The sequence below is a fragment of the Maribellus sp. CM-23 genome (genome assembly GCF_021354595.1).
Lineage (GTDB): Bacteria > Bacteroidota > Bacteroidia > Bacteroidales > Prolixibacteraceae > Draconibacterium.
Genome location: NZ_JADWYJ010000006.1, coordinates 207,028 through 225,932 on the forward strand (window position 1 = coordinate 207,028; position 18,905 = coordinate 225,932).

The window sequence follows — 18,905 nt, forward strand, 5'->3', positions numbered from 1 at the left end:
TCAAAACTGAACGGAGTATTGTTAAACCGTAATTATTAAATCATGGAACAGAAAAAAACGTTTAAAGCTGATTTGGAGGGAAAACGAAACACCCTCTTTTTGATTGGGCTGGTGGTGGCCCTCGGAGTTACCTTGGTGGCTTTTGAGTGGACCACTAAACCCGCTAAAGCGGAATCGCTCGGAGTTTTGGAAGCGCAGGCAGTGGAAGAAGAATTTATCCCGATTACCCGTGAGCCACAAACACAACCTCCGCCACCACCACCGCCGCCACGAGTGGTTGAAGTGCTGAACATTGTTGACGATGAAGTACAAATTGAGGACGACCTCGAAATTGAAGACACCGAAGCCGATGAAAACACCGTAATAAACGTGGCTCCGGTTATCGAAACAAAAGAAGAGGAAGAAGTGGCGGAAGAAATCTTTTTCAACATTATCGAAGAACCGGCCGAGTTTCCGGGAGGAGACAGGGCTTTGTACAAATACATCAGCGATCATGTTAAATATCCTGTGATTGCGCAGGAAAACGGCATCCAGGGGAAAGTATACGTAAAGTTTGTGGTAGATAAAGATGGTAGCGCCGTTAATGCCGAGATTGCCCGTCCGGTAGATACTTCGCTCGATGCCGAAGCCCTTCGCGTAATTAATAGCTTGCCCCGGTTTAAACCCGGAAAACAGCGGGGGAAGCCTGTAAAGGTTTATTACACAGCAGTAATTAATTTTCAGCTTCAGTAAAAAATGAAAGAAAAGTGATATTTCAGCAATAAATTAACTAAAGAGATAGTTTAAAAACTATCTCTTTAGTTTTAGGTATAATATTTGTTATCAAGGGTAGGGGATTAACAAGCGTATAACAAATCAAATAAATATTCATGAAAGAATTAACTAAAGCAGAAGAGCAGGTAATGCAGTTTCTCTGGAAGCTTGAAAAAGCTTTTGTAAAAGACATTGTCGAGAGAATGGATGAACCGAAACCCGCCTATAACACCGTGTCAACCATTATCCGGATACTGGAACGAAAAGGTTTTGTAGGGCACAATGCTTACGGGAAAACCCACGAATATTACCCTTTGATAAGCAGGAAGGAATACACGCAGTCGTTTATGAAGAACTTCATGCGCAATTATTTCAGCGGTTCTTTTCAGGAAATGGTTTCGTTTTTTGCCCGCGAAGACAACATGAGTATTTCGGAGCTGGACGAGTTGATGGAAGATGTGAAGCGTGATCTTGAAAACGAAAATCCGGAAGAAAATGAACAGCGCGGTTAACTTTTTGGTGGAATCGGGCATCAGTTTGTCGATGCTCTCGCTCATTTACATCCTGTTTTTGAGAAAAGAGACATTCTTCCGGTTAAACAGGTTGTTCCTGTTGGTTTCAGTTGCATTTTCAGTATTGTTGCCTTTCCTGCATTTTCGGGTGTATGAGGCACAACCCATCATGCTGGCTGAGGTTACGGTTACTCCTTACCGAAACCTGATGGAGGCAGTAACCATTTACGGTCAGGACTTATCCGGAAGCGTTGTAAAAACCATCAGTTCCAACTGGCTTATAATGTTTGTTTACTTGCTGGGGCTGCTCTTTTTTACCCTTCGTTTTGCTCTGAAGTTAAACCAGGTTTTCAAATTGATCCGTAAAAATCCGGTTCAGACAAGCGGAAAGATAAAGTTTGTTTTGATGGAAGCGGAAATGAGTCCTTTTTCTTTTTTGAATTATGTGTTTGTGAATCCACACCGGAGAGAAGACAAGGACTACAAAGAAGTGCTGGCCCATGAAATGGAACATATCCGCCAGGGACACACATTTGATGTGCTGATCCTGGAAGTACTGACCATTCTGCAGTGGTTCAACCCGTTTATGTGGATGCTGAAAAGAGTGATCCGTGAAAACCACGAGTTTTTAGCCGATCGTGCCGTACTGAATTCAGGCGTAAATGCGGCCCGTTACAAGCAGTTGCTGCTTAACCAGGCACTGGGCCTGCAACCCGAAGTTGCCAATCATTTCAACTCATCATTAATAAAAAAACGCATTAAAATGATTTCAAAGATTAAATCATCGAAGTTGGCCAACATTAAATATGTGGCAGGTGCTTTTAGCATCATCGCGCTGGTAACCATTTTTGCCTGCGAGAACAAAGAAACAATAGACATGGAAGTACCTGCTGATAAGTCGGCTTCCCTGCAACTGTCGATTGAAGACGGGAAAATAAAACTTACCGGCGAAGATGTGGACATTCAGAAAGTTGAAAAAATTCTGTCGGCCGGAAACATCCGGGTATCCAAAGACAGCCTGGGAAGCACCTACATGTGGAGTGAAAAATCGCAAAAATCCGCTTACATCGGAAGTGAAGACGCGGATGATGTATTCTTGATTGTAGAAGATATGCCCGAGTTTCCGGGAGGTGATCTTGCTTTGCGTAAATACATTTCTAACGCAGTTAAATATCCGGTATTGGCGCAGGAAAACGGTATACAGGGAAAAGTATATGTAACTTTTGTGGTGGGAAAAGACGGCTACATAAAAGATGCAAGGATTGCCCGGGGTGTTGATCCGGTGCTTGACAAAGAGGCTTTACGCGTGGTAAATACCTTGCCTCAATGGAAACCGGGTAAACAAAAGGGAAAATTTGTAGACGTAAGTTACACAGTACCAATCAATTTTGCATTGCAGTAAAATGTTGAATATTGGCCGTATTTTATCGGAAGATTGTCGAATATATTGAAATCGGTCAGAAATGCGGAGAAGATATTCCACAAATTATTTAAACCCTGTTACTGAAGGTGCCGGATACGCTGGATATTGACTTTCAGATAGAAAACAGAACATAGACATTCAAACATGACACACAAGTTTAAATACATACTGATCAGTCTTCTGTTGTTTCCCGTTTTTGCACAGGCACAGCATTCCGTCGACCAGCTGATTATAAATAAGAACTATCCCAAGGCGTTGGCTGAAATCAATAAACAGCTGGAGAAAGCCCCCTCGGCAGAGTTGTACCTGAAAAAAGGCGTTGTGTATCAAAACCTGCAGGATTACCAGCAGGCTGTGGCAGCATTTTCAGAAGGACTGATGTACGAGCCGGAAAATGTAACATTGATGGGCGAAGCCGCCGAAAGTTTTGCCATTTTAGGAAACAACCAGGACGCCGTTTCATTTTATCAAAAAGCGGTTGACCTGGCGCCCGACGACCTGGTATTGGCTGGGAAACTGGGCCGTGTGTTTATTAACCTGAAAGATCACCACAAAGCTTACGATGTATTTTCTACCATTTATGCACGCGATTCGTCCAATGTGTTTTGGAATAAACAGTTGGCCTATTGTGCGTTTAAGGTTTTTAAACGCAAGCAGGCCGTTTATTTGTATGAAAACGTGCTGGAAGCCAACCCGCGCGATTATACTTCGTACCTGAATTTGATCAATTGTTACCACCCGCAAAAAGAAGGGAACCAGATTATGGCGACCATTGAAAAAGGCATGATTCAGTTTCCGGGTGATCCTGAATTGTTGCTGGAGAAAGCCATGTTTCTCTACCGGACCAAACGTTACGGCCCGGCCATGATTCATTTTGAAAAATACATGAAAGTGGAAAAACAACCGGAATACGATACCGAAATGAATTACGGCATTGCCACTTATTTTGCGGGTTTTGAAGACAAAGCGCTGGGTATTTTCAATAAACTGAACCAGCTAAATCCGAACGATGCATTGGTCATCTATTACCAAAGCCTTTGCTATAAAAAAATGAAGGATTTTGAACAGGCCGGAAAACTGATGCAATGGGCAATTGATGCTTCCACACCTGATTATGTGGCTGAAATGTACCATCATTTGGGGCAAATATTCGGACAGCAACGAATGTTCAAAGAGTCGGTTGAAGCCCTGAACAAAGCATTGGAACTAAACCCGGAGAAAGTGGAGGTTCTGTTTGAAATTGCCACTACTTACGAGGAATTTAACTCCAATAAAACACTGGCACTAAACTACTATAATATATACATCAAAGAAGCCGGAGAGGGCGGCAAGAACATCTCTTACGCCCTCGACCGGATTGAAAAACTCAAGGAAGATCTCTTTTTTGAAGAGTAATTTCCTGTAAAGAAATTCCGGCAGGCATTTCGTGTGCCGGAATTCTTTTCTTTCGTGCCTTTCGGTACAAGCGAGTGAGTGATTTGCGCATCCAAGGCATTTTATAGTATTTATACAGTTTGAAACTGAGGATAATACTTCCGCTCCCGACAATCGAGCCCGCTACAACATCCATCAGAAAATGCTGCGACAGGTAGATCCTGGAATACCCAGTTAGGCAAGCAATCATAAAAAAGGAAAATTTAGTGGCATTGTTTTTTGTGAGTGTTGCCAGCATCAGAAAAACTGTAAACGCAGTGGTGGTGTGTCCCGAAGGAAAGCTGCGTATCGAATGCAGTTTAACTCCCTGAACAAAATGCAGCCGGTATGTTTCATACAATTCAAAATACCTGGATGGGCGGTACATATCGGGTAACAAAGCTTGTTTAAAAACGAAAACAAGCAGGTTACTTAGTAATATGGCCGTAATAAACACGATAAAGAATTTAAACTTTCGCTGCATCAGAAACAGGAAAACAACCAGGTAGAAGAGTCCGTTCCCCAGGTAAGTGACGAGCCTGAAAAAGTGGTCGAAAACCGGAGTGTGTAATTGGTTGAGAAAAAGATGGATTTCAGCCTTGGAGAAAAAGGAGATAAAAACAAGGCTTATTACGATGAACAATGCTTGTGGAACCAGAAAAAAACGGTTCCGGAATACAAATTTCTTCACTTTTGCTTTTGTTGGTTTGTATTGTTCAAAGCTACAATGAAAGTGGGGGTGACATGTTTGCTGTTTATTACCTGTTTGATAACAAAAGGTTTACCGGAAGACGGCTTTTCCCTAAAAAACCGGTTGTACGTTAAAAAATCGGGATGATTGTGTAATCTTTTTGTGTTTGCGGGATAGAGATCAGCTTGCGAAAGTATTTACAAAAAAAGAGCTACCCTTTTTTTAGCAGGATAGCTCCGTAGTAAGTATTAATAGATTGTAAAAGTACTAACCGTCAAATTTTCACTATTCTGTGATGATTGTACCGTCCCCAGAAATTTTCAGATAAACTTCAGTGTCGTTTTGCTCCAGCTCAAAAAGGTAGAACTCAGCATCGGCAGTCTCAACAAACTCAATGTCGTCAATTTCGTAAGCAGCATATTCCGAATTGGCAAGTGCAGTCATTACTGCTTCCGGAACATTTGCCTGTTTTACATCGGTGGTGGTTTTTATCCAGGTGCCATTCTCCGAGTATTCAACTTCGCGGTATGTATCACCATCTTTTATCAGAATTTCGAATACTCCGTCTTCCAGTTCCGATTCTACGACAACCGCATTGGGGTAATTATCAGCAAGGTGCGAAAGGATGGCTTCCGACAGTGGGAGCGGAATATAATCGTCGTCCAAAGAGCTGTCGCTTACTTTTACTAACTCACCTTCACCGGTAAAATACAAATCCAGTTCTTTGTCGCCACTTTCCACTTCAATGATAAAGAAGGCTTCTCCTTCTGAACGTTCCACTTTATCAACGTCGTCAATTTCCCACGAAGCGTATTCCCCCGCTTCAAAAGAGTTGCGGACAGCTTCCGGTAACTGCTGATATGCCAGATCGGTTTCTGTAAAAATCCAGTTCCCATCCTGGCTGAACCAGGCTTCCATTTCACTGTTTTCCATCGTAAATTCGGCTACATAGTAGGTGCTTTTCAAATCCCAGTCAACTTTGTTAACGTTGGGATACTTGGCTTCAAAAGCGCTTTCTACTGCGGCATTTACTGAAATTGAGTTGTCGTCGTCGCTACAAGAAGCAGCCAGCAGACCTGCCGAAAGAATTGATGCGAAATAAATTGTTTTCTTCATTTCTAGTTGTTTTATGAATTAATATTAATTGATAATGTGGCTTTCTAGCGCTTATAACTATACTGTCTTTTTGTGAGTCGATAGATCTGTGAGATTAATCATCGAGCCCGATAAAATTGTAATCGTTGTCAAAGTTCAGTTCCATCTCGTTGCTCAGTTTTACCTCGGTTTTCCATCTTTCCCGGTCTATTTCCAGAATGTTTTGCTGCGAGTGGTTTAGTGATACAAAATCCAGTATTGCTTGGGGAACGGCACTTGGCGGGATGGCTGAAAATTTGAAATCAATTTCTTTCCATTGCCCGCTCCTCGAGAATTCAAGTTTGTTTCCGTCGGCAAAGATTACTTTGTAACTAAGCTCCAGAAAATCTAATTCTTTGGCGGTGTACGATATTTTCAGATCGGAAAAATGATCTTTTATAAACTTCCGCGAAGTTTCGGGGAGTTGCTCAAAAGCAATCATTTTATAATTGCCGGCTTTTATCCCGCTGTTCAGAACAAAAAGGCAGAACAGTATTAAAAAAGAATGTTTCATGGTTTCTGTTTTTTGATAATGTTTACGGAGACAAAAGTGAGGGGCAATTCTGAAATAAATTTGAAATAAGCGCACACAGACACTTAAAAATTAAATTTTTTAGGAAATTCCGGGAGTGAATCAGGTACTGTTAAATCAGTATCGAGGCCGGAAAGACAAGCCGGAACCGGTGTTTTCCATTACTAAAAGTGTACTCCCGCCTGATATTATATAATTTACAAATAGAATCGACAAGTGCCAGCCCCAATCCTGTAGAACCTGCTTTTTTGCTTCCCTGGTAAAAACGTTTAAAAATCTCTTCTTCGGGCAAAGCCTTCGTTTGTCCGCTATTCTCAACAATCAATTCCGATTTTTGTATGAAAATGCTTACCTGTCCGTGCTCCAGGTTATGTGCAAACGCATTTTTAAGAAGGTTGCTAATCAGTATATTGGAAAGAGTTTCATTCATTCGGGGTTGTAAAATGCTGTTTTCTTCAATCTTAACATCCATGTTTTGATGGGCAAAAACTTCATTAAAATCATCCAGAAGTTTTTTCGCCAGGTCGTTTAAGCTGATGGCTTTTGTTTCCTGAAACTGGGAATTGTCAATTTTGGTAAGCAGAAGCAGCGTCCGGTTTAGCTTAACCAGGTGATCCAAATCCTCTAATGTTTTTAAGATCTCTTTCAGCTGTTTTTCCGAAAGCTCAGGATCGTTCATCAATAATTCCAGCCGGTTTTTACAAACAGCCAGTGGGGTCTGTATTTCGTGCGAAGCATGGCCGATAAACAGCTTTTGCTGTTCATACATTTCTGCATTTCTCCGGGCAGTTTTCAGCATTGCATCGTTTAAGCGTTTGAATTCTTCTACCTTGGTCGAATTGGAAAGAACAGGGATTTTCTGGCCGATAGTATAACTTTTTAGCCAGTTTAAAAGTGCGTACAAGGGCTTGAAGCTTTGGCGCAAAATCCAGAAATTAATAAGGGCAATGCTTACCAGCAGCAGCAAATACAGGAAAATTATCCAGTAAAGAATGGTTTCCTGCAAATCATCTTTTTCGATGGTTGGAATGGCAACGGTTAGTTCAAAAAACTGATCGTTCGAGTTCCTAAATATTGTTTTTAAGATGCGCGCCGGCTCTGTTTCTTTTTTCGATTCAATGTACACCATTTCGTCGCTGTAACGAAAACCTTCGTGTTGCGCGGCATATTCGTTGGTTACCGGCCGAATGAAATAGCTGTTGTTTGTTCCGTTGTTTTCCGAGGGGAGTTGCCGTCCGGCAAGTGCCAGGGTAATAATTTGTTCCGAATAATCCTCCAGCGAATCATCCGTTTCATCGTTTATTTCATCCATCAGAATAAAATAAAAAACACTTGCCCACACAGTGAGCAAAAGCAGCAGCACTGTGGAGATACGTATGGTTATTCGATGGACAAGTTTCATTTACTTTTATATTAATGGTTAGAACCGATGCGCATTTTAAATGCCTGGTACGTGCTTAACTTTTACTTCACTTATTCGGCAACCAGTCTGTAACCCAGGCCGTAAACCGATTTTATTTCAATGGAAGCACCTGCTTCTTTCAGCTTTTTCCGAAGGTTTTTGATTTGCGCATAAATAAAATCAAAATTATCAACCTGGTCAATGTGGTCTCCCCAAACCGATTCAGCCAGGTTGGTTTTGTTTACCAAGTATCCGGGCCTGATCATAAAGAAATGCAAGATATCGTATTCTTTTCGCAACAACTCAACGGGCGTTTCATTTACATGCACTTCAAATTTATCGGGGTAAAGCTTTACGTTTCCAAGTACAATGCTCAGTTGTCCGCCAACCTGGTTTCTGCGAATAACGCTTTTGATACGGGCATTCAGTTCCGAGAGGTCAAAGGGCTTGGTGAGGTAATCGTCGGCGCCAAGTTCCAGCCCGGCCACTTTGTCGTCCACCGAATCTTTGGCAGAAATAATTATAACATTGTCTTTCTTGTTCAGGGCTTTCAAATTCTTCAACAGCGACAAGCCGCTACCATCCGGCAGCATAATATCGAGCAGAATACAACTGTATTCGTAATCTTCCATTTTTCTCATTGCTTCCACGTATGTTTCAGCCGTTTCCACAATGTAGCGTTCCTGCGTTAGGTAGCGCTCCAGAATTTCTTTTAAAGAAGGTTCGTCTTCAATAATTAATATTTTCACGCCTTTTTTATGCAAAGTAAGAAATATAAAACTGAAATAATTCTGAAATATTTAAGGAGATACTGCAATCGTTCATTCATAAAAAATTAACAGGAAGGTTTTCGCGTATCACTTTTGTTTCAATAACTTGCATGTGAATTCAATTCATTTAAAGTGTTTGATGAACGATGAAAACGCTCGAAAAACTGGTTGAACACACCTGGTTTCCATTGTATCTGTTTGTATTTGCTTTGGCATTGTTTTCTTTTAGCAGTTGGGATACAAGTATTTTTATTCTCGATGAAGCCAAAAATGCAGGTTGCGCCCGCGAAATGCTGGAAAATCGTGATTGGCTGGTTCCAACCTTTAATTCGGTTTTGCGTACCGACAAGCCGCCTTTGCATTATTTTTTTATGATGCTGTCCTACAGTGTTTTTGGCGTGAATCCTTTTGCCGCCCGCCTGTTTTCTGCGGTATTCGGGGCCTTGACAATTCTTGTTAGTTTTCAGTACATCCGCCGTTTTTCTGATTTGCCAACTGCTTTTTGGACTGCTTTTGTTCTTCTTTCATCCATTCATTTGTCCATTCAGTTTCATTTGGCGGTTCCCGATCCGTACCTGGTCTTCTTTTTTACCTGGAGTTTGTTGGCATTTTTCTCGGCTTTCAAAACCGGGCGAAACCGGGAGCTTGTTTTTATGAATGTGGCAATGGCTTGCGGAATGCTTTCCAAAGGTCTGGTGGCTATTTTGTTACCCGGACTGATCTTTTTATTGTTCCTGATCTTCTCAAAGAATTTTACGTGGAAAGTAATCCGGACTTTGAAACCCCTTTGGGGATTGGCAATTGTTCTGGTCATAACTTTTCCGTGGTTTTTTCTGAATGGCCTGCAAACAGATTGGGAGTGGACACGCAGATTTTTTCTAAAACATAACCTGCACCGTTTTTCGGATACCATGGAAGGACACGGTGGAATTTTCCTGGTGCCCCTTCTTTATGTTTTTGTTGGACTACTTCCGTTTGCAGTTTTTCTGCCACAGGCAATTGTGTATGCTTTCAAAAAACGCAAAAACGATTTTGTCCTTTTTACTCTGATTGCAGCAACAAGTATTGTTGCATTTTTCTCGGTTTCACAAACTAAACTCCCGAATTATACCGTTCCGGCCTATCCGTTTTTGGCTTTTTTAATAGCTCTTTTTATCACACAAAAGGTGCGGGAATTCAGGTCGCTGCGCGCATCTTATTTTGTTCTTTTAATTATCGGAATTTTGTTGCCGATCGGTGGCTTTGTTTCAGTAGAATTTGATTCTTCGCTCCTTCTAGTAAAAGAAAGTTTTGCCTGGCTGTTGGTGTTTCCGATGCTACTTGTTTTCGCCTTGTTTTTCAGAAAACAGGTTCAGAAAATGCTTTTGATTGTGGGTTTTTCAGGAATTGTAACAGCCCTGATTTTTGTTGGTGTGCTGGCTCCAAGACTTAGTCTTCAAAACCCGGTGTTGCAAAGTTTGGATTTGCTTAAAGATAGGGAAGTAGCCTATTTTGAAAAGTTCAATCCGGCTTATCCTTTCTACCTCAAAAAGGAAATCCGTCCGGTTGAGAAGGAAGAAATTGAGGCTTTTTTTCAGGAGTATCCAGATGGAATTTTGATCTCCACACAAAAAAGAATACAGCAAGCCAGCCTTGGCCCGGAGTACGAAATTATATATGAAGGCAAAGATTTGTTTGAATCGCCAACTACGGTTTTGATCGCTTTGAAAAAAGTAGCGGATTGATTTTACTAACTACCGGTTTTCTCGCGAACGAGGTTGGCCAGTTGTACGCGGCTCTTGACGCCGGTTTTCGTAAAAATCCGGTGATTGTGGTCTTTTACCGTTTGAAGTGTGATAAATAGTTTTTCCGCGATCATTTTGTTGCTATGGCCTTCGCAGATTTCGAGGATGATTTCAGCTTCGCGTTTTGAAATTTCGTAAGCCTGGCAAAAGGCTTCAAAATCAATGTTCAACACAGTGGAAGGTAATTTTTGCCCCAGTTTTACGGTTAAAGGAATAAACACCCCGGTGGCAAAAAGCAAGACAATGGCAATTCCGCCCGAAATAAAATCAAAAATGTGGTAGAAATTCATGGCTGCGGAATAAACAACTACAGACAAAAAATAAAGCAGTGCCTGTTTTTTCCCAAATCCTGTTTCTTTGGTAAGCTTTTTTTGGGGGGCAGCAATAAAAAAGGGAACCAGAAATAACAAGTGTATCAGTAAATTCAGCCCAAGAATAATGCGGATAACAAAAAGGGTAGCGTTGGCCGGCATTTCAATGACGTCCTTATAAATCAGAAAATCAATCAGAAAAACCAACAGCACCAAAATAGGGAAAAAGAGATAGGCAAATAGTGGTTGAGTGTCGCGTCCGTTTAGCAGGAAGGAAAACTTCAGCAACATAAACCAACTTACGACCATAAAAGGAATGCCGATCATCGGAAAGAAAAACGCCAGCTTGGAGCTGAGCTCGGTACTTAGTTGCAGATCGTTGAGCAAAAGGTGCAGAACGGCGTTTCCCCAAATACTGTAAATCAGAAATGAGAAAAGGAAAATCTGGTGATAAAGCAACATGGCCATTGCCGGCTTTTTATCGGTTTGGTATAACTGGAAAGCGGTAAGGATTCCCAAGGCCGCCATTCCGCCGGAAATGATAAATACGATGATGTAAACAAGGTTGCCGATCCACATGATTCTGAAACTAAAGTAGTGTCGTACAATTTTACGAACTCCCAGTATTTACTGCTAACTACGAAAGTAGTGAATTTAAGAAATCCAACTAAAGTAGGAAGGAAAATTTTGAAGGATGCAGTAGCTTTGAGTCAACGAAAACAAAAAACAAAGTTTAGAAACAAATTAAAATTACAAGAAATGGAACGCGACAATTATTACAATCAGATTCCCTCCATCGGAGGAAGTTTCAGTTACGGATGGCGTACGATGTTTGGAAAATCGTTTCTGATACTTTTCGTGGCTGTGATCATTATGGGATTGCTAAACGGCCCGTCAGCGGGGGTGAAATTTGATGATCATCATTCGCTGTTCACCGGGCTCATTTTATTGCCGGTGGCCTTGTTTGGACTGGCTTATGCTTTCTTATTTTTGCCGGTTATTAAATATGGCAGAGATTTAATGTTTCTCCAGGCAATGCGCGGCGAAGACGCTGATTTGAAAACACTGTTTGAAGGATTCCGGAAAAATTACCTGAACATTATACTGGCCAACCTGATTGTGGTGGCGTTGGTAGCGATCGGGTTTATTATGCTTGTTATCCCCGGCATTATTGTTTTGTGCCGGTTAATATTTGTGCCTTACCTGGTGATGGATAAAAACCTGGAAGCCATGAAAGCGGTGGAGAAAAGCTGGCAGATGACCCGCGGGCACGGATGGGAAATATTTGCCATGCTGATCCTTTCTTTCTTTATCACAATCGGGGGCTTAATTCTGTTCTTTGTGGGGATCATTTTTGCCCGGATGTGGAGACACTCAGCTTTCGCTACATTCTATCAGTCGGTGCTAAATCAGTCGGATGATGACAACCCAATACCCATACTTGGTGTAAACGAACAATAAATTTGAAACAAAAAACAAAAGCAGGCAGAAGGCCCGGATTTTTCCGGGCTTTTGTTTTTTTTTGAATTGCTTTGAGTATTTTGGATGCCAATTACCGTACGCATGAAAAAATTACTCTTTTTTCTCTTTTTGCTAGGAGCAGTTGTAGCGAAGGCGCAATATTTTCAAACAGGACAAGATCCTTCTTCGATAAAATGGCGCCAGATCAATACCGAAAATTTTCAACTTATTTTTCCTGACTATTATGAAAGCCAGGCACAGCTATTGGCTCAAAAACTGGAGAAAGTGTATGATTATGCGAGCTATTCGTTGAAATACGAGCCTCAAAAAATATCGGTGATCCTGCATACGCAAACCGTAAATTCGAATGGTCTGGTAGCCTATGCGCCCAAACGTTCAGAATTTTATACCACGCCACACCAGGCAATTTATGCGCTCGACTGGTTGGAACAGTTGGCGGTTCACGAATTCAGGCATGTGGTTCAGATCGATAAAGTAAATTCAGAACTGCCAAAAATCGTCAAGTTGCTTTTAGGGGAACAGGGAACGGCGCTGGTTTTTGGGACTTATCTGCCGTGGTGGTTTATTGAAGGAGATGCGGTGGTAACAGAAACGGCCCTTAGTTCATACGGTCGCGGGCGCTTGCCTTCGTTTCTGATGGAACATCGCGCCCTGGTGGTTGAAAAAGGAGTGGACTCGTATGACAAAGCATATTTGGGATCGTACAAAGATTACGTTCCGAACCACTACAAGTTAGGTTACTATTTGGTGGGCAATGCACGTGAACGTTACGGAGCTGACCTTTGGGAAAAAGTGATGGAGCGTGTTGGCAGGAAACCTTTTTCGCTCACACCGTTTAATGCCGCTCTAAAAACGGAAACCGGAATGAACAAGGTTAAACTTTATGAATCGGTGTTCGACAGTTTGGCGCATGTTTGGAAAAGGGAAGATGCAGCTTATGTGGAGCCGGGAAGTTTGGCCATTTCAAAATCGTCAAAAACACACACAAATTATGAGTACAACCATTGGCTTAACGACCATGAGATGGTCTCTTACAAAACCAGTTTTGACGATATACCGGCCTTTGTAAAAATAAATCAGGAAGGTGAGGAAGAAGTGATTCATCGTCCCGGGGTTATATTTGACGAATCTGTCAGTTACGCAGGAGAATGGATTGTTTGGTCGGAGCAAATACCCGATCTTCGCTGGTCGCACAGCGGGCGTTCGCTTATTCAGCTGCTGAATGTGAAAACAAAGTTCAAGATAAGTCTCGATACCGAATTTAAAGCCTTTGCTCCGGTACTTTCTTCCACGCATGATAAAGTTTTGATAGTTGAAGCAGACTTCTCAAGTAATTATTACCTCACTGTTTACGATGTGGCTTCGGGCAAAATGGAAAGTCGCTATCAGACACCGGAGAATAACTATTTTTTATCGCCCCAATGGTTAAATCAGAAAGAAGCAGTGGCTGTTTTGCTTACCAATCACGGCAAACGTTTGGCAAAGTTTGACCTGAAGTCACAGAAATTCAACATTCTGTTCGACCAGGATATGGGAGATATAAAACAATTGCAAATCAGTAAAAACAAGCTGTATTTTATAAGTGCTTATTCAGGAAAAGACGCACTTTATGCTTATGATTTCAACACAAACAAAATTGAGCAAGTTTACGAACCTCGTTTTGGGGCTGCTTATCCGGCTGTTAATGCTGCCGGTGAGATAATTCTGAGCGATTATACTGCGAATGGATATCGTTTGATTCAACCAAATAAATTGAGATCAACAGAATTCAATCAGGTCAGGAAAGAGACCTATCCTTTGGCTGGTTCGCTGGCCGGTCAGGAAAAAGGTATTCCTGGTCTTCATGCCAGTGATACCTCCCTTTATACCTCAGAAAAATACAGTAAGGCGGCCAATCTGTTTAATTTTCATAGCTGGGCGCCGGTTTTTGTAGATCCGTATGCATACGAATTTGAGCCGGGTGTTAGCCTTATGTCTCAAAATAAACTGGGGACTGCAGAAACGATACTGGGATATAAATGGAATAGTGCCGAGAGTTACGGGCGCTTGTATGCACACTATATTTACAAAGGCTGGTATCCGGTAATCGATTTTGAAATCAACAGAGGAAACCGGTCTTCCCAATACAACCAGGTTACGGAATATGTGCAGAATGGGCAAGTAGTATCCAGAGATACGACCGTCAGGAGTTTTGACTGGAGGGATATCAACCTGAGTACAACCATTCAGTTTCCGGTAAACCTTACCCGCGGTATCTTTTATCGTTTATTGCAACCCGAAATTGGTTATGATTACACACACTATAAGGCGGATGCCTCGGCTCCTGATGGTTTTCCCGGCGGCTCATTTCAGTCGCTAACCTACCGCATGTATTACCATCAAATCAGGAAACGTAGTTACCAGGACATATTACCTGACTTTGGAATAATACTGGATGGAAGTTATGTTCATTCTCCTTTTGGCGACCACGATTTGGGAAGCCTTCTAAGCGGCGAAGGTATTATGTATTTGCCGGGATTTAAAGCTAATCACGGATTGAGACTTTATGGAGGAGCGCAGAAACGCTTAAACGGTGATCATTACAGTTACTCCGATGATATTCGTTTTCCCCGGGGATGGAAACGGACTTCCACCAAAGAAATGTTGGTGGGAAGTGTTGATTATAAACTTCCTTTGCTAAATCCCGATTGGAGCCTTGGCGGGCTCGCATATGTAAAACGAGTGAGTGCTTCGCTTTTTTTCGACTATGCGCACATGATTCGTAATTATTACACCAACGGTCAGGTAACCGGTACCTTTTCTCAGAATATTTCATCCTTGGGAGTAGAGATATTGAATGATGTCAATTTTATGCGTTTTTATGCTCCTGTTCAAATAGGAGGTCGTGTTTCATATTTACCCGAAGTGAAGAGTGCGAATGTTGCTCTTCTATTATCAGTCGATTTTTCTTCGTTGTAGATATTTAACCGTAAAAACCAGGAAATATCCTCATTTTTATTATTTGCTTAATACTTTTTAGTAAGTCGTTTTCATAATAACTCGCTTATTATTAGAATTATAAATACTTGTGAGGGCCATTTTAAGAGGCTGAGATTTGAATATTTTCCTGATTATCACTCTACGTACACAAATAATAACCACAGATAAGGTATAGCCCCGGAGAAAAGTAGTGTAGAAGAACTATTCATCCGGGAAAGTGAAAGAGACAGCACTATTACTTTTGTAACGAAATACTAAACATGCAATAATTACATATGTATCTGTATTTGCATGTATGATTTTACATCGCATTACAAGTGTAATATGTGATTTTTTGATGATAAAATTATTGTATTAAATAGAAATAGGGAACAAGAGTAATTAGTTACAAAAGGAAACGATTGAATTTTTACAGTTTTAATATAATTATGATCTGGAAATAGATGTTTCCATAGTAGTATTTATAGGTTTTATTTCTCACTTTATCAGTAATTTATGATATTTATATGAAGTTAAATGTACGAATATTGATTACATATCTATATTTCTGTGTTTAGCTGATTGTTTACATGAACTAAGTTACTATTATTCAGTTTGTTGATAATTTTAACTCAAGTTAATTATAGACGGGTAGTTTAAATATTACAGTTATTTTTACGAAAAAATGGAACTGATTTTATTGGCAAAGTAAAAATTAATGTTACATTTGTAGTGTATAAAGCGATGGATTAACTGGACGCACAACTTAATTGGATTGCCCAAGTGTTAATCTAATTATGAAAAAATGAAAGACAGAATCAAAGAGTATATGGATTATAAAAACATTAATGCAGGGGAACTTGCGTCAATGTTAGAAGTGCAACGTTCAAATATCTCTCATATACTTAATGGCAGAAACAAACCAGGAGCTGCTTTCATTGAGAAAATGCTCTTAGTTTTCCAGGATCTTAACGCACGTTGGTTACTAACCGGTTTAGGGGAGATGATTGACGGCGTGAGAAACTCTGATAAAAGCGATGCGGTAGCGTTTAAAGAGCCAATTAGAGAAGAGCCCCTGCCTAAACAAATATCTCCTGAAGAGCAGCCTGTAAAGGTTGAACCTAAAACAGAAATCAATACAGATCAGATTTTTTCGTCGGATGCAGTAGAGAAAATTATCTTGCTTTATAAAGATGGTACCTTTTCCACCTTTCAAAGTAAAAAGTGACGAATAGTACAGTTTTCTTTTTTGTTGAATTATTCGATCAAAGTATTGAAAATGTAAAATCAAATATATACATTTGTAATTAATAGTTGTTGTAAAGATATTTTGTAAGTCAATTTAGCTACCTGCGTTTAATTCATAACAAAGGTAAAGGAACAGAAAGGCTGGTTTCTAAAATCGGTCTTTCTGTTTTTGTATATCCTAATATTCATATATAGAATAAAATATGCCCATTCTCATTAAAAGAAAACGAATTGAATAATTGTAGTTGAAGCTTTTTCAGGTTGATGTATTCAGTATACATATGTATTGTGAGTAAATTAACCTCCGAAACATATGTTTATTGTGCAGAAACGATATGTTTTATCATTTATTGTAGTGTTTACAAAAATAAATCAATAAATGTTTGCATATGTGAAATATAGTATTTACATTTGTTTCGTAATCAAATTACAACAAAGACAAAAGACAAGATGATTAACAGATTATAATTTTTACAAACCCAATTTTAAGTTGATAAATCCAGAAGTCGCTTGGGCCACTAGCAATAGTGGCCTTTCTGGTTTTATAGGAATGTTGTTGTATTTTGTTTAAAAATAAAAAATAATTTGCAGATGTAAATAATTTGGTTACATTTGTACTATATCAAATAAGACCCTTTATTTTTTATCTAATTATAAGTTTCTCATATAAGGCCGTTTCATACGGTCTTTTTTATTGCATTCAAGCAGAAATAATCTATTATCTTTGTGCGCAAATTTAAACGCATGGCAAAAAAATTTGTAGCTGATTTTGTGGTAGTCGATAATAAACCTCTGAATGCTACCAATTTTCTGATTAAAGTAAAGAGCAATTCTGTATTACCAAATATTCTTCCCGGGCAGTTTGTAAATGTGGAGATTAACGATTCAAAAGAGATATTTCTCCGTAGACCTTTTTCCGTTTTCGAGGTAGATTACAACGATAATACTATCTCGATGATTGTAAAAATTCTTGGAAGAGGATCAAAAAAACTGACCGAGATAGAGCCGGGTAGAAATGTAAGCCTGGTGTATCCGCTAGGAAAAAGTTTTACTTATCCGTCTTCAACTGACAAGGTTTTATTGATTGGCGGTGGAAGTGGAGTTGCTCCGATGTTGTTTTTGGCAAAAGAATCAGGTTTAGATAAAACACAGGTTGATATTTTGCTGGGTGCTCGGACCAAAGAAGACCACATTGATGTTGAATCTTACTCGAAATACGCCAACCTTCATTATGCTACAGAGGATGGTTCATTGGGTGAAAAAGGTTTTGTGACGCAACATTCGGTTTTTATAAATGATCTTACCAAATACGACAAAATATACGCATGCGGACCAGACGGAATGATGCGTGCCATTGCAAAAGTTGCCAAAGCTGCCGGTGTTTTTTGTGAAGTTTCGCTTGAAAACCTGATGGCTTGCGGCTTTGGTGTGTGCCTGTGCTGTATTGAGCCCACCAATAAAGGAAATTTGTGTGTTTGTACTGATGGACCGGTATTTAATATTAATGAGTTGAAATGGTAGATTTAAAAGTAAAAGTCCACGATCTGGAATTTAAAAATCCAATTACCCTGGCGTCTGGTACTTGTGGTTTCGCACGCGAAATGGCCGATTTCTTTGACCCTGCAATAGTAGGCGGGTTCTTTTTAAAAGGCAGTACGCTTAAAAACAGGGATGGCAACGAGTATCCCCGCATGGCTGAGACTCCTTCCGGAATGTTAAATGCTGTTGGTCTGCAAAACAAGGGCATCGACTATTTTATCGAAAACATTTACCCTGAAATAAAAGATTACGATACACAGTTGATTATTAATGTTAACGGTTCTACGGTAGAAGATTACATTGCTTTGACCGAGAAAGTAAATGAACTGGACAAGATTCGTGGCATTGAATTAAACATCTCGTGTCCCAATGTAAAAGAAGGTGGGATGGCTTTTGGGGTAAGTTGCCCGGGAGCAGAGATGGTTACGCGGGAAGTCCGGAAGGTTTATGATAAAACCCTGATCGTGAAACTGTCGCCAAATGTTACGGATATCAGTGAAATAGCCCGGGCTGTAGAAGGTCAGGGCGCCGATGCAGTTTCTCTGGTAAATACTTTTCTGGGAATGGCAATTGATGCCGAAACCAGAAAGCCAAAACTATCAACCATCACCGGCGGTTTATCCGGGCCGGCCATTAAACCGATCGCACTTCGGATGGTATGGCAGGTGGCCAATGCAGTAAAGATACCGGTAGTTGGAATGGGGGGAATTATGAATGCTGCCGATGCCATTGAATTTATGCTGGCCGGTGCATCTGTTGTTCAGATAGGTACCGCAGTTTTTAAAGACCCAACACTTCCCGTTCAGATCATCAAAGAGTTGGAAGATTATATGCTACATCATAAGATGCAGTCAGTGAATGATTTAATTGATTGCTTACAAATGTAATGAAGTGAATTACATTTGTTTTTTAGCGCTTTGAAATAGTCATTTTGATTTGTTTCCAATAGGGAT

16 protein-coding genes are annotated in these 18,905 nt (G+C 40.4%); 10 read left to right on the top strand and 6 right to left on the bottom strand.

Going from position 1 to position 18,905, the window contains the following annotated elements; all coding sequences use genetic code 11:
- Positions 1-42 precede the first annotated feature (42 nt).
- The 4 genes from INQ51_RS19600 to INQ51_RS19615 all read left to right on the top strand — a co-directional run bounded on the left by INQ51_RS19600 (position 43) and on the right by INQ51_RS19615 (position 4,083).
- Positions 43-732, top strand: coding sequence for an energy transducer TonB (locus tag INQ51_RS19600; RefSeq protein WP_233379662.1), 690 nt, complete (start codon positions 43-45; stop codon positions 730-732).
- A 137-nt stretch (positions 733-869) separates the two neighbouring features.
- Positions 870-1,265 (top strand): BlaI/MecI/CopY family transcriptional regulator, encoded by a 396-nt coding sequence (locus INQ51_RS19605; protein WP_233379663.1) that lies wholly within the window; start codon positions 870-872, stop codon positions 1,263-1,265.
- A complete protein-coding gene (locus INQ51_RS19610; RefSeq protein WP_233379664.1) occupies positions 1,249-2,667 on the top strand; it encodes a M56 family metallopeptidase in 1,419 nt (472 codons plus the stop codon). Before INQ51_RS19605 ends, INQ51_RS19610 begins: the two co-directional genes overlap by 17 nt.
- A gap of 165 nt (positions 2,668-2,832) precedes the next feature.
- The gene (locus INQ51_RS19615) at positions 2,833-4,083 is read left to right on the top strand and encodes a tetratricopeptide repeat protein (RefSeq protein ID WP_233379666.1); all 1,251 of its coding nucleotides are present in this window, start codon (positions 2,833-2,835) and stop codon (positions 4,081-4,083) included.
- Here INQ51_RS19615 and INQ51_RS19620 read toward each other — a convergent pair.
- The 5 genes from INQ51_RS19620 to INQ51_RS19640 form a co-directional block, all read right to left on the bottom strand.
- Positions 4,055-4,792: a phosphatase PAP2 family protein gene (locus tag INQ51_RS19620; protein ID WP_233379667.1), complete on the bottom strand. Its 738-nt coding sequence runs from the start codon at positions 4,790-4,792 to the stop codon at positions 4,055-4,057. The genes INQ51_RS19615 and INQ51_RS19620 overlap by 29 nt on opposite strands.
- A 285-nt stretch (positions 4,793-5,077) precedes the next feature.
- A complete protein-coding gene (locus INQ51_RS19625) occupies positions 5,078-5,908 on the bottom strand; it encodes a PepSY-like domain-containing protein (protein WP_233379668.1) in 831 nt (276 codons plus the stop codon).
- Between the two features lie 94 nt (positions 5,909-6,002).
- Positions 6,003-6,440: a PepSY-like domain-containing protein gene (locus INQ51_RS19630; protein WP_233379670.1), complete on the bottom strand. Its 438-nt coding sequence runs from the start codon at positions 6,438-6,440 to the stop codon at positions 6,003-6,005.
- A gap of 130 nt (positions 6,441-6,570) precedes the next feature.
- Positions 6,571-7,860, bottom strand: coding sequence for a sensor histidine kinase (locus INQ51_RS19635; RefSeq protein WP_233379672.1), 1,290 nt, complete (start codon positions 7,858-7,860; stop codon positions 6,571-6,573).
- Positions 7,861-7,931: 71 nt separating this feature from the next.
- The gene (locus INQ51_RS19640) at positions 7,932-8,609 is read right to left on the bottom strand and encodes a response regulator transcription factor (RefSeq protein WP_233379673.1); all 678 of its coding nucleotides are present in this window, start codon (positions 8,607-8,609) and stop codon (positions 7,932-7,934) included.
- A gap of 167 nt (positions 8,610-8,776) precedes the next feature.
- Here INQ51_RS19640 and INQ51_RS19645 point away from each other — a divergent pair, with 167 nt between their 5' ends.
- On the top strand, positions 8,777-10,354 hold the full coding sequence (locus INQ51_RS19645; protein WP_233379674.1) for an ArnT family glycosyltransferase: 1,578 nt from the start codon (positions 8,777-8,779) through the stop codon (positions 10,352-10,354).
- 5 nt (positions 10,355-10,359) lie between these two features.
- Here the strand turns inward: INQ51_RS19645 and INQ51_RS19650 are convergent, their stop codons facing one another.
- A complete protein-coding gene (locus INQ51_RS19650; RefSeq protein WP_233379675.1) occupies positions 10,360-11,304 on the bottom strand; it encodes a response regulator transcription factor in 945 nt (314 codons plus the stop codon).
- Between the two features lie 180 nt (positions 11,305-11,484).
- Here INQ51_RS19650 and INQ51_RS19655 point away from each other — a divergent pair, with 180 nt between their 5' ends.
- From INQ51_RS19655 to INQ51_RS19675, 5 genes are all read left to right on the top strand, one after another.
- Entirely contained in the window at positions 11,485-12,186 is a 702-nt protein-coding gene (locus tag INQ51_RS19655) for a DUF975 family protein (RefSeq protein WP_233379676.1), read from the top strand.
- Between the two features lie 102 nt (positions 12,187-12,288).
- Positions 12,289-15,165 carry a hypothetical protein gene (locus INQ51_RS19660; protein ID WP_233379677.1) on the top strand — a complete coding sequence of 959 codons (2,877 nt, stop codon included), beginning with the start codon at positions 12,289-12,291 and terminating at the stop codon, positions 15,163-15,165.
- An 805-nt stretch (positions 15,166-15,970) separates the two neighbouring features.
- On the top strand, positions 15,971-16,393 hold the full coding sequence (locus tag INQ51_RS19665; protein ID WP_233379678.1) for a helix-turn-helix transcriptional regulator: 423 nt from the start codon (positions 15,971-15,973) through the stop codon (positions 16,391-16,393).
- Between the two features lie 764 nt (positions 16,394-17,157).
- Positions 17,158-17,934: a dihydroorotate dehydrogenase electron transfer subunit gene (locus INQ51_RS19670; protein WP_233379679.1), complete on the top strand. Its 777-nt coding sequence runs from the start codon at positions 17,158-17,160 to the stop codon at positions 17,932-17,934.
- A complete protein-coding gene (locus INQ51_RS19675; protein ID WP_233379680.1) occupies positions 17,928-18,839 on the top strand; it encodes a dihydroorotate dehydrogenase in 912 nt (303 codons plus the stop codon). The genes INQ51_RS19670 and INQ51_RS19675 overlap by 7 nt, the downstream gene beginning before the upstream one ends.
- Positions 18,840-18,905 lie beyond the last annotated feature (66 nt).